This is a genomic window from Leptospira licerasiae serovar Varillal str. VAR 010, assembly GCF_000244755.1.
GTDB classification, from domain to species: Bacteria; Spirochaetota; Leptospiria; order Leptospirales; family Leptospiraceae; genus Leptospira_B; species Leptospira_B licerasiae.
The window spans coordinates 227,838-239,998 of record NZ_AHOO02000009.1; the positions used below are offsets into that span (position 1 = coordinate 227,838).

Genomic DNA, 12,161 nt, shown 5'->3' on the forward strand with positions numbered 1-12,161 from the left:
CTTCGATCATACCTAATTTAGGGCCTGATTTGTCAAAATACTGTCAGAGAGATCCGAAAAATATTCCTCTTGCAAGCGTTGAGAACGAATTTCAAAATGACTTTATGGTTTGGGACATAGGCCTCCAAGATAAAATCGTTTATCTAATCGTTGGCTCTGCAGCGGTGTATTTGAGCTTTCCGCTCGTTTCTTCCATTAAAAGTTTATTCAGCAAAACCCAAACTAAGGAGACAAGTTTCGGTTGTTACGAGCTAGCCTGCTCCTCTTGTGAAGTAAAGATTGATAAAAATCAAAAAGTATCATCTAAACGAAAGCACGGATAACTCCAAAAGAGTCATCGCAATCCCATCTTCATTATTTGAATATTTGGTAATATAAGAAGCGCCTTCTTTCAAAATAGGTACCGCATTCTTCATCGCAAATCCGTATCCGGAAGAAAAAAGCATTTCTCTATCGTTCAATTCATCCCCAAAAGAGATTACTCCTGTCTTGTCCAAATTGGAGGAATTTAAATACGATTGGATAGCTGTCCACTTGGAGACTCCTTTTTCCAATACTTCCAAACAATACGAAACTCCAGGGATTTTGGTAATTACTGTCCTATATTCCGCAGCTTCCGGTAAGGATAGAAGTTCCGCTTCCAGTTCGACCAATTCTTCCTTTATTAAGGAAAGATAACATACTACAAGGGCTCGATCGGAAGAATGTTCCAGAAGATCGCCGACCGTCTTGGTTCTTGCGATATCTCCACCTGAATAATTATGATATTTTTCATCCGTGATTGGGGACTCTACCAGGATATCGATCCCTTCTTCAAAGCGGTCCACATGGAGAAGGGGAGAATAACCCTTCTTCTTTGCTAAAGATAAAACCGCTAATGTCGCTTTTTCGGAAATATATGTTTCCGAAATTCTTTCCCCATTCGGAGAACTTCGGAGCACCTGCCCATTATTGGCCACCACGGTCACATTCCCCCGAAACTCTTGCGCGTAGGGAAGAGCGGAAGAAAACCTTCTACCCGTAGCGATGATCAATCCGACTCCTTGGTCCAATGCGGATTGCAAAACATAATGATTCAAACTGGAAATAGAAGCTCTGGAATCCAGAAGTGTTCCGTCCAGATCCATAGCAATCGTATGAAAGGGAAGAAGTTCCTCCAGTTTGGGGAATTTATGAGAGTGAGAATTCGGAGAAATTTTCAAAGGGACCTGCGTCTTTTCCAATAGACCCGAGGGCAGGAGTTCCTTCCACCTCCTTTTTTCGTTTCCAAAAGAATCAAAACTGATTGCCTGGAAGAATGGAACTCAGTCTGGCATATTCTCCCTGTCCGAACGACACATTCATCTTCTATCATCTAATCTCCGGAAAAACCAAAGCGCCATTTTCTATCAAAGAAGAACTATACGATGTGGAACAACTGAACCAATTCGCAGATAAAGGAAAATTCCAGGCCACAAAAATTTCATTCGCAGCACTATTCCATGTGGCAGACAAATACTCCCTTTTGGATAGCGGATCTGCACTTGGTAGGAACTGCGGCCCAATCATAGTAAAAAAGGCGGGATCCTCTGTAGGAACTCCTAACGGAAAAAAAATTCTGGTTCCTGGGCTCTGGACTACTGCCAACTTGCTTACACATCTGTATTTAAAAGGGGATTTCACCCCGGTTCCTACACGTTATGATCTGATCCTAGATAAAGTAAAAAATGGAGAAGCAGACTTCGGAATAGTCATCCACGAGGAAAGATTCACTTACGAAGCAAGAGGACTCACCAAGGTAGAAGATCTAGGAGAATGGTGGGAAGGAACAACCGGTGCACATATTCCGCTCGGATGTATTGCGATCCGCAGAGATCTTTCTCCTCAGATAAAATATGACCTGGATTCGGCGATTAAGGAAAGCCTTTCTCTCGCATACCAAAACAGAGAAAGTATGTACGATTATATCTTAAAACATTCACAAACCACGACCAGAGAAGTTGCGGATGCGCACATAGATCTGTATGTGAACGAATTTTCTAAAAGTTTAGGAAAAGAAGGAGAAAGGGCCATCCGCTTATTACAGCAAAAGGCCCTTGAAACAGGATTACTTCCTCCGGAAAAAGAGAAGGAATTATTCCTTTAACTTTTCAGTTCTCTAACAATATCCAAGCTCGCAGGAGATTGATTTAAAGTGTAAAGATGGATTCCGGGCGCCCCCATCTTGACCAGTTCACGGCTTTGGTTTACGGAAAAGTGAATACTTCTTTTATAAAATTCTTCCGGACGATCTTTTACTTCTTCCAGATCTGACACTAGTTTTTCCGGAAATTCACAGGCAGCCATCGCCCTGAATCTTTCTATTTGAGAAAAAGAAGTGATCGGCATGATCCCTGGGATCACAGGTACATCGATCCCTTTTTTGCGGATCAGATCTAAGAAAGATTCGAAATTCGAATTTTTAAAAAACAATTGAGATACCAGATAAGAAGCACCCGCATCCACTTTGCGTTTCAGATTTTCCACATCGGATTCTAAACTTGCAGCCTCCGGATGTTTTTCAGGATAGCAAGCGGCTCCCATACAAAAATCAAAACCTTCTGCTTTAATAAAAGAGATCAGCTCGCTCGCGTAACCGAATCCACCTTCTACTTTTTTGAAAGCATCTTCTCCTTTCGGAGGATCTCCTCGAAGCGCCATCAGATTTTCGATACCGGATTCTCTGATTTGTTTTAATATAACTCGGATCTCGTCCTTATTCCCACCCACGCAGGTAAAATGAGCCGCCGCAGGAAGAGAAAATTTTTTAGCCAATTCGGAAGTGATTCGGATCGTTTTATCCCTAGTCGAACCGCCCGCACCATATGTTACAGTGATATAACCAGGATCCACCTTGGATAATTCTTCCACAGCTTCGAATAATTTAGTCTCGCCTTCCGGAGTTTTAGGCGGGAAAAACTCGAAAGAGTACACCGGCGCTTTAGCCGTTTTATAAATTTCTAATATCTTTTTCATTCTAACCTTTCCCCGCGAAAACCGGGGAATTTTTCAACTACAGCAGAGTAGGACTTGAATAGGTCCTCTGCCGTTTCTTTGTAAGCCCAGAGATTTTGCAACAAGCGCGCCCGGTTTTAGATTTTCAGGAGCGACTCTGACCGCGTGGCCTCCGGTAAGACCAGAACATAATAGGTCTCCGGGTTGTACAGGATAAGATTGTGCCTCTACGTTCGCAAAGACAACTCCTGCAATTGCGACCAACCATTGTCCTTCTGCTTGGGGCTTATCTCCCAAAACTAAGGAGGCGGATTTTACGGCGACACCAACAATATTCGTAGCGTTAGGCTGTCTGGATTTATGAAGTTTACCGTCTTCTCCCATAGCAAGAAGATCGCCCTCTGCGATCACATCGGAAGACTGCACCGGAAAAAATTTAGCGATACAATCCGCACCTTTTCCCGATTGGAGATAAACTGTTCCTATAAAATCAGAATCTCCTTCTGCCAGGATCGCTTTGCCGGAACCGGTTTCGTTTAGACTTGGGATCCCTTTGCCGCTCGCATAAACAGCATGGCCGGATCTGGAATGGAACCATCCACCAAATCCTCTTTTAGCCAGACCCAAAATACCTGCGGATTCTTTTTCTCCGGAAGCGCTATCGCCACGAACTCCGAACTTTTCTCCAAAGCCTAAAATCCCGGAGAATCTACCAGAACCTACGACACCTGCACCTTTCTCGCTCTCATTTCTTGCATAAGCAAGTCCTGCATTTTCAGGAGGAGGGGAGATATTTGCGTATGGGGCTTCAACAGAACCCTTCAACCTTAAATATCCGGTATGCGAACTGAAATCATGTTCTTTAGGAGCATAATCATGAGTATGGGGAAGAGGTTGTCTCGCATCCGACAATCTAGGGTCCTCCGAAGAAACCACATGACCTGGGATGGATTTTCCTTTAGGAGCAACGGTAACAATACCAGGATACTCGGTGCTAGCATGACGCAACCTTTCATCGTCACCTTGGACAACAGCACCTTCTTTTGCTTCACCAGAACGAGCGAGCTTCACAATCCCATAGGATTGAGGAGTAGAAATTTTTAATCTCTTATCATTTCCTTGTACTGCCGCATCCGCAGACTCTTCTCCGTTGGAAGCGAATCGTACAAGTCCCGGACTTTCCGTAGTGGCATGCCTTAACCTTGGATCGTCGGAGGTGACCACTTTACCTGGACTTGCGTCTCCAGGAGGAGCCAATTGTACTAAACCGAATTTTTGGTTCGTTGCATGTTTCAGACGATCGTCGTTACCCTGAACGACAGTACCTTCTTTGGTTTCGCCGTTTTCCGCAAGTTCCACAATACCGAAACTTTGGGTGGTAGAAGGTTTTATACGATCGTCATTGCCTTGCACAACTCTATCTGCCCGATTTTCGCCGTTCGCAGCCAGTCGTACCAGGCCATAAGAAGCTTCGGTAGAATGTTTTAATCTTCTGTCGTTCCCTTGAACAACAACTCCTTCTTTGTCTTCTCCGTCGGAAGCAAGCTCTACAATACCTTTATACTCAGTGGACCCATCTCTTAGTCTTCTGTCATTTGCCTGAACTGCGGCACCTTCGGAAGTTTCTCCATCGATGGCGAGTCGGACTAAACCGGATCTCAGAACGGTAGCGTAGGGGAGAGGTTCTGCAGTAGGTTTATGAGTCAGCTCGCTCAAGTAGGGAGCCGCGTACAATTCCACCTCTACGATACTGGAAGAATATTTTTCCTTACCTTGTACCTTACGAGGACGAGATACGAATTTCAGAAAACGAATATTCGTAGGTAAAAATCTCCACTGATACCAAGTTCCCAACTCGGACAAGAATTGATTCTCTTCCAAAAGTTGGTTCCAGGTCAGATCGTCTTCGCTATAATATACGGTAAAAGTTTCCGGAAAATGTAAATGACCATCTTTCGGCGTAAGAACTCTTAACTCATTTACCCGGCTGATAGAGCCCAGATCCATCAGGAAAAATTCTTCCTTAGGCTGATTGGATTCCACAGAAGACCAACCGTAATCCGGCCTTTCGTCTATCAGATTTTCTTTTACCCAAAATCTGTCTTTTTCGGAAGAAACTTCTAACTTAGTAACTCCGGAAATCCCGACTTCCAAGGCCCCGATAGAAACCTTGAATTTAGCTCCTTCTTTTTCCGAAACCTTACTGACTAATTTCAGAAAATTAGCGCGGACTAAAGAGAAGTTCCATTGTCCCACTTTTTTATTCAATCTTCTGAAACCTGTTTCTTGCAGGATCGGTTCCCAAACTTTTCCATCCAAAGAGATTTCGAATTTAAAGGAGTCCGGGAAGAATGCACCGGATTGTTCCGACTGATGTAACTTAATCTGATTAAAACTAGAGCCTGGATTTAAAACCAATGTTAAGACCCCAACACCAGGATGGTCCAATTGCTCGGAATAAGAACGAAGTCCTCCTTCCTTAAATTCGAACGTACCTTTGGTCTTAATTTCGTTTACTTTAACTTGTCGAGGATGGCTGATCCGGATGGATTCTTCATTCATAAGAGCTTTAACGTGGTCCTTTTAAACATGTACCCGGTTTTCTTCGGCTTTTGCAGAAAATATAACCAGTATCGAGGGGTGGATTTTGTCTGTGAAGTACTTTGTAATGATCATTCTAAGAGTCTCAGGAAGAGGATCCTTCACCAAAAGAGTCTTGCCGTCCGGTTCTACCTGAACTTTTTCCAATACTTCCACACTACTTCTAGAAAGATTACCTTTGCACCATTCTATAAATCCAATCCAAGAAGCTTCCCTTCCAGAAGAATGCCCAGAGTCTTGAGAATGGATGGGGGAGGTGTGCTCAAAATTCGGCCGCTTTGTTCCGGACAAATTTTTACAAATACCTCGAATATAATGTAAATTTTCTCCTAACCCTTGTGATTTTGCGATTTCTATTGCCTCGGACAGGATGTTATCTCCGTAACGTTCTCTTAAAGAATCCAAACTCAATTCTTTCTTTTCGGAACTAGGTTTTTGGTTCTGGGTATTATGGATGGTTATATTAATATTGTTTGGGTTTCCAGTTAGACCCCCCTCCGGGCTACCCATCAACACCCCTGAGGGTGCCGCAAATCTCCCTCCGGGGTTTCCAAAAATAACCCCCTGAGGTGGAATTTTAGAACCGGGGTAGTTGAAGCAAAAATAATAAGTGGAGTTTTTATGCCCGGTCCCTGGAACAAATTGAAGAAGCCCCGCTCTAACTAGGTCCTTCTTACCTTCGTTGATAGATTTTTTAGTCTTTAAGCCGGTAAGTCGGATCAGGCTTTCGTTGCTAGGCCAAACTGGCTTAAAGGTCTGGTCACTAAATTTAAGCAGGACGAGATAAAGAGTCTTCGCGGCTGGGGATAGAGTGGCCCAAACCCCGGAATCTATGATGTCCGAGAGGAATTTTATATATGGAAAATGCTCGCCCATACCTTGGATCCTCTTTTGCCCCGGAGGCAAAAAAAATTAATTTTAAGCAAAAAGGTTCGAAGGTAGTTGACATTTATCCGACATAAGGTTACTTATGTCTCATCCAACAACATTCCTTCGGGAAGGTCCGGCCCCTGGGCAAACCAGGGGAGTTTTTTTATCTCAGACCGACGGCAATGTTTCTTCCTTCTCTCTTCCGGGTTGGGAGAAAGTACTACATTTCCGTTTAGAATATTATGTCACATATTGGGGCTTTTTTCGGCTCCGTCAACTCATTCCCGATTTTTTCAGCCCAAGTCTTATAAAATCTTTTGCTAAGTACATGTTTGTACTATTTTATTTCGTTTAACAATAGGTGTTAATTGATATTCTTTTGTGTTTTTGGATCTTACTTTCCGAATTTTTTGGAAATTTCTTTCTTAACGAACTTATGAAGTTCCGAAAGAAAATCTTCGTCTTCGGCGGAGATGATTACGCTTGTGCCTTTTTTTACGATCTTATAGGGGTAGGGAGAAACTGTAGGTTTTTCGGATCCGATATTGGTCCGTATCTGTGCAGGAGAGAATAATCCGCCTTCTTCCGCTCTGTTAAAAGTTTTAGCGTCTTTTACTGTTTTTAATTCACCTGAATTGAATTTTTCTAGAAAATCTTTTAGAGTTCCTTTTTTGGCAGCGGAGGCCGCTTGCACTAAAAGGTTTTTGGATTCTATTCCTGCTTCCTTGCAAACCTTTAGGTCTTCTTTAGAAAGAGAAGAAATCCCTAAAAGTTCGGTCATATAACTTCTACTTTTTCCGAACAGATTTCCAAGTTCCAGGTCCGTATATGAGAAAGAAGTTTTGAGATGGGTCATCGCTTCTATCTCTTCATAAGGGGATAAGTTTTCCCTTTGTAGATTTTCTATGATTGCTAGGCGGAAGGTTTCTTTTGCATCCTTGTCTAGAATCTTACATTCTACTTCCGGCCAATTGAGAAGGCTTGCTGCATGAAATCTTCTCTCCCCGGCGATGATGGTATAAAATTCTTCGTCGGCCTTTTTGGTGACCAGGATAGGCTGAAGAAGTCCGTCCTTATCTAAGCTCTGAGCAAGTTCCTCTACACCTTTTTTTCTTTCTTGTCTGGGCTGACTTTCAGAAGGGCGGATCTTATCCAAACGGATTTTGCGGATCGTGCCTTCTAATTTTTCAGCCTGGAAAACGTCGGCGAGAGAACCTAGTCTTTTACTTTTTGAGCTCATTCAAAAATTCCTCAATGAAACCTTCGTATTCCTGGGCCTGGCGGCTGGATTTATTGTACTCGTAGACAGACTTTCTGGCCAGGTGAGATTCTCCGACTGCAACTCCATCCGAAATACTATTATCAAAAATTCTAAAATATTTGGTAAGAACAGGGATGATTGTTTTAGTAAGAAGTGTCTGGGGTTTGAGCTGGGTTACTAACGCACCCATGATCTCTAGACTAGGATTGATTCTTTTTTTAATACTAGTGATTGTTTGCTGCAGTCCCAAAATTCCATCTACGGAAAACTTTTCCGCCTGGAGAGGAATAATCACATAGTTGGAGGCGACAAGAGCATTGATTGTAAAAATGGAAAGGCTGGGCGGGCAATCGATTATACAAAAATCCATTTCCTTTTCTAGATCTGCAAGAGCGTCTCGTAAAATATAAGGTGCGTCCACAATTGCTGCAATTGTCTCTGCTTCCGCAAGGGTCAGGCGAGAAGGAGCGATATTTAAATTCTCCACCTCGGTCTTTACCATAACTTCTCTAATCTTCGCTTTGGATTGGAAAATATTGTGCATGGATTTTTCTAACCCTTCCGGATTCAGGAAAATCCCTGTAGAATTTGCCTGAGGATCGATATCGATCAGCAGAGTTTTTTTACCTCTTCTGGCGAGACCCCAAGCTAAATTCAGGGAGGTGGTTGTTTTACCTTCTCCTCCCTTTTGGTTTGCGATGGATACTACAATCATTCTGTTCCCTTGTATCTCAATTGTCGGATGTCCGACATCCCGTCCTTTACTTCTACCGGCCGAAATCGAAGGAATAAAGAGGGGAATTTAAACAAAAATAAAAATTAAAAAGTCAACTTCGGGACCGAAGCCAACACTATATTTCCATGTAAGTAGAAGGGGAGAAGCATTCAAACTAATTCTTAAATTTTCAAAAAATTGCAGAAAAATCGGGCCGAATGTCGGACGTCCGACATTCGAAATAAACTCCAGGTACATGGTTGACACCATGCTTAATTTTAAACATTTTCCCTTCTATGCTATCCGCTCCGGAAGAATTTATATGGGGGAATCCAGATCCTAAAGAACTTAGGATTTTGCTGCCTCTCGCCTTTCCGGAATGTTTAAGATTAATCGATGGTCTGGCCGGGCTTGCTACTTTGGTTTCCGAATCGGATCCTTCTTCCTTGGAGGAGGCTGGTTCCTGGGGCTATGGAGAAGATGGATTCTTCTATCCTTTCCTAACCAAAGGATCTCAGATCCGAAGCAGGTTAGAAGGGAGTAAATCCCCATTCTTTTTGCACAGATCGGAAGAAGTGGAACTTTTCCGGGGAGATTCGGCAGGATGTTTATTGTCCCCGGTTTTGCTGGAAGGCAAAATGTTCGGATTCTTCCTGATAGAACTTTCAAACGAGGCGGAAGAAAAACAAATTCTACTCTTACATTTGTTTTGCCAGAAGGTGGCTCGGCTTTTGAAAAAGGAATCGGAGTCTTCTTTTATTCATCGAGCTGCTGAGGAAGTCGGCCCAAATCCTTTAGGCGAGTTACTTTTCAGATTGGGGAATGGAAAAAATTCCCACCTGGAAAAATTCAAGGAATCTAGAAGCATCTGTATTATCGGTCCAGCTTCTTCTGGTAAAAAGACTCTAGCAAAATGGATCCATAAAAGGGAGTTTCCAGGCAGGCCGATTTTAACGGTTTCGATTCTCCCGGAACAAGCATCCAAGTTAGAAAAGGCCTTAATTGATTGGGAAAAAATGGCCGAATCCGGGACCCTAATCTTAGAGAATTCGGAGAATTATTCTTTGGCGCAACAGAGGATCTTGTTCGAATATTCTCAGCGAAAGTCCGGAAAATCTCGTCTTATTTTTTTAGAAAACTCAGGCAAAAAATCAATAGAAGAGTTTTTATATTTTCGTTCTCTTTTGGCCGAAAATAGGTTAGAATTACCCGTTTGGAAAGACTGGGCGAAATCGGATAAAATAGCCGCAGTGCAACCGATTTTTCAAGAGGTCTGTGAATTGCATGGCCGTCCTGATTTAGCGTTATCCGAGGAGGCAATCGAGTCTTTGGTGGGAGGGATCTCCTGTCAAAATTTAGAGGACCTTCGGAATGCGATTGAAGAGGCAGTTTTAAATTCCGGCTCGGGGGAGATCCGAAATTCGGACCTTAAAAAAGAAGGTTCAAAAGGGATTTCTCTTCCGGACCCGGAGGACCTGGATTTGCGAAAAGCAGTGGAAGCCGTGGAACGTCAAAAAATTCTTTTGGCGGATAAATTGTTCGGCGGTAACCAAATACGAATGGCAAAGGCCCTGGGGATTTCCAGGGGTTCGTTGCAATATAAATTAAAAAACCTAGGTTTGGGTTAAAATTTTGGAATTAGATTCCTTATACGAAGAAAGAAAGACTCCGGCGGGATATTTGGTAAAAGTCCGCCTGGGAAAAATGACGTACGTAGTTTTTACCTCCAAGGGGCCAGAGGTCCCAAAAGGAGCCAGAAACCAGTCCATCGTGGTTCCGGTTCCGAGGATCGCATTTTTAGGGGAAGATTTTGATCTATCCCATTTTAGGTTAGGGGAGTTGAGTTTCGTAAACGTAAAACAAGGAAAACTTGTGATCCCTTACCAGCATTCTACTTCCGGAAATGAAGTTCGAACCATCTTCTTAAACAGCGGAAGCGAATGCGATATTTTGCCGGTAATCATCTACCATTATGACCGGGTGGAAAGCCTGCTCCGGGCCAGAGAAGAAGGTGTAGAAATGCACCATCTGGTTCTGGACGAGGAATTCCCACGTCAAGAATTGGTGGCCTTAAAAATCAGATTCCCTTCCTTGAATATGCTTATCATCAAAAGAAAGGTGGCGCAAAAGGTCGGGGCAGTAGGGGAAAAGCCGTCCCCTGGAAAAGAAGAGTTGGAAAAAAGCCTGAGGGAAGAATCCAACATTGTAGATTTTAATAAAGTAAGAGCCACGGATTTATTGGAGAAGGGAAACCTGAATATGCATTCCAAAAATCCGGTCTTTTTAGCCAGGATCCATCTCCGAAAAATGGAGTTAGAAAAAGTAAAACAGCTGCTTTTGGAATTCACTCTTAAGTCGGAAGAAGTAGCATTCATCCGTACCTTCTTGGACGTGATGATCCGAAACGATGATAATAAGGAAGAGCTGAAGGGCTGGGCTCCTAAATTAAAAAATTTGGATGAAGGTTTCCGACTCGCCGGCTTAATCTTAGAAACCAAAGAAAAAGAATTCGAGGCAGAACTAGATAAAGGTTTTTCCAAAGATATTGCTAGTATGGTTTATGCACTTTTGGAAAAAGAGCAAGACAGGGCAGAGAGTAAAGAACAGGAAATTGTGCTTTGGGAGTGGAAACTCAGGGCAAAGAGATTGTTCCGAAAGACCGCCTAAAATCCTAGAAAAACTGTAAAAAAAGCTTCCATTTCCTCTGAAAATGGTTAAAAATGGGCTATATTGTCATGTTTTTTCGGATGAGACATAATTTTTTGGCACAATTCTTGCTTATCGCCGCTCTGGCTTTGGGTTCGAGCTCTGCCTTTGCGGAAGAGGGTTTTGGCTCAGAACTTTCTTCTCAAATTATTGTCGAGGCAGAAGAGTCTATTTCGGAAGAACTAAAATCCATTTACCAAGAAGAAGTGGCCCAAGTTCTTGCCGAAGGAATTTCTTATTCGGAAGAAGAAAGATTATCCGACTTTCCGGATCTAGATTTTCTTTTGGCCGATGAAGTTGTTCCTACCAGAGTCGCAAAAATTTCTGCAGATAAAAAAGTGGAGAAGGGAAAAAGTTCTAACTCAGAGCTTAAGTTCCAAAATCCTAGATCGACTTCTAAAATTTTTTCAATGTCTTCGATCTTCTCTCAAAACTGTCTTCTTGGTTTGAATGTTTTATTAACGAATCTAAAAATCGAACAAGAGATCGGTCCGGAGTTCCTGCCTAAGGCTCCGATCCAAAGGCGAACTCGAGGCAATGAGGCTTTTCCAGTCAGAGGGTCCTTTTATGCGGAAGCAATGTCCGGCTGCGCAAATACCTTTTCTCTATATTTAGGCGGGGAAGGCTTCGCTATTGAGCTATCCTGTTCTGCCGAAAATCAGCAAAATTCACTCTTAGAGCCTGGAGTTCCTACCATGAGTGGCTGGAATTTAGGGAAAATCACTGAGAATGCATTGGAAGCTAATTTAGGCCCGGAATTCGATCAAATAATGAGCATTGTCCTGGCTTCTGGGAAATCCTATAAAAAACGGACCTTCCCCCATATCAATCAAAACCAAAGGGCGAGAATAGGGAAGTCCATACTGGTTACTATCGGACTGCAAGTAGCTGTAGAATTCCCTGCCGTACAATTGGGATCCCAAGTCCTAAACCAAGAACTGAAATCATCACTCGAAAAGGTAGCGTCAAAGGCCGGACAAGACTCACATAAATTTTCTTCTGGTCGTCCGACCCCAGAAATTCTAACTTAACAAA

General features: G+C 42.9%; 11 protein-coding genes. 5 read left to right on the forward strand and 6 right to left on the reverse strand.

Annotated elements, in window-relative coordinates; all coding sequences use genetic code 11:
* The first annotated feature begins 29 nt into the window (after nucleotides 1–29).
* Nucleotides 30–323: a hypothetical protein gene (locus LEP1GSC185_RS12025; RefSeq protein ID WP_008596753.1), complete on the forward strand. Its 294-nt coding sequence runs from the start codon at nucleotides 30–32 to the stop codon at nucleotides 321–323.
* On the opposite strand, the gene LEP1GSC185_RS12030 is transcribed toward LEP1GSC185_RS12025, so the two are convergent.
* On the reverse strand, nucleotides 300–1,127 hold the full coding sequence (locus LEP1GSC185_RS12030) for a Cof-type HAD-IIB family hydrolase (protein ID WP_175284890.1): 828 nt from the start codon (nucleotides 1,125–1,127) through the stop codon (nucleotides 300–302). The genes LEP1GSC185_RS12025 and LEP1GSC185_RS12030 overlap by 24 nt on opposite strands.
* 170 nt (nucleotides 1,128–1,297) lie before the next feature.
* Between LEP1GSC185_RS12030 and LEP1GSC185_RS12035 the strand changes: the two genes are divergently transcribed.
* A complete protein-coding gene (locus LEP1GSC185_RS12035; RefSeq protein WP_010514528.1) occupies nucleotides 1,298–2,125 on the forward strand; it encodes a 1,4-dihydroxy-6-naphtoate synthase in 828 nt (275 codons plus the stop codon).
* Here LEP1GSC185_RS12035 and metF read toward each other — a convergent pair.
* The 5 genes from metF to LEP1GSC185_RS12065 form a co-directional block, all read right to left on the reverse strand.
* On the reverse strand, nucleotides 2,122–2,994 hold the full coding sequence (metF, locus tag LEP1GSC185_RS12040; RefSeq protein ID WP_008588788.1) for a methylenetetrahydrofolate reductase [NAD(P)H]: 873 nt from the start codon (nucleotides 2,992–2,994) through the stop codon (nucleotides 2,122–2,124). The genes LEP1GSC185_RS12035 and metF overlap by 4 nt on opposite strands.
* Nucleotides 2,995–3,027: 33 nt before the next feature.
* Nucleotides 3,028–5,535, reverse strand: a complete 2,508-nt coding sequence (locus tag LEP1GSC185_RS12045) for a discoidin domain-containing protein (protein WP_008589117.1) — start codon at nucleotides 5,533–5,535, stop codon at nucleotides 3,028–3,030.
* 21 nt (nucleotides 5,536–5,556) lie between these two features.
* A complete protein-coding gene (locus tag LEP1GSC185_RS12050; RefSeq protein ID WP_008588921.1) occupies nucleotides 5,557–6,450 on the reverse strand; it encodes a helix-turn-helix domain-containing protein in 894 nt (297 codons plus the stop codon).
* Nucleotides 6,451–6,838: 388 nt separating this feature from the next.
* A complete protein-coding gene (locus LEP1GSC185_RS12060) occupies nucleotides 6,839–7,684 on the reverse strand; it encodes a ParB/RepB/Spo0J family partition protein (RefSeq protein WP_008588711.1) in 846 nt (281 codons plus the stop codon).
* Nucleotides 7,668–8,420, reverse strand: coding sequence for a ParA family protein (locus tag LEP1GSC185_RS12065; protein ID WP_008589135.1), 753 nt, complete (start codon nucleotides 8,418–8,420; stop codon nucleotides 7,668–7,670). The genes LEP1GSC185_RS12060 and LEP1GSC185_RS12065 overlap by 17 nt, the downstream gene beginning before the upstream one ends.
* Nucleotides 8,421–8,716: 296 nt before the next feature.
* Between LEP1GSC185_RS12065 and LEP1GSC185_RS12070 the strand changes: the two genes are divergently transcribed.
* The 3 genes from LEP1GSC185_RS12070 (at nucleotide 8,717) to LEP1GSC185_RS12080 (ending at nucleotide 12,157) form a co-directional block, all read left to right on the forward strand.
* The gene (locus LEP1GSC185_RS12070) at nucleotides 8,717–10,048 is read left to right on the forward strand and encodes a helix-turn-helix domain-containing protein (RefSeq protein WP_008588849.1); all 1,332 of its coding nucleotides are present in this window, start codon (nucleotides 8,717–8,719) and stop codon (nucleotides 10,046–10,048) included.
* A gap of 4 nt (nucleotides 10,049–10,052) precedes the next feature.
* Complete coding sequence (locus LEP1GSC185_RS12075) at nucleotides 10,053–11,087, forward strand: hypothetical protein (RefSeq protein ID WP_008589247.1); 1,035 nt, start codon at nucleotides 10,053–10,055, stop codon at nucleotides 11,085–11,087.
* A gap of 95 nt (nucleotides 11,088–11,182) precedes the next feature.
* Entirely contained in the window at nucleotides 11,183–12,157 is a 975-nt protein-coding gene (locus LEP1GSC185_RS12080; RefSeq protein ID WP_010514529.1) for a hypothetical protein, read from the forward strand.
* The last annotated feature ends 4 nt before the right edge of the window (nucleotides 12,158–12,161 follow it).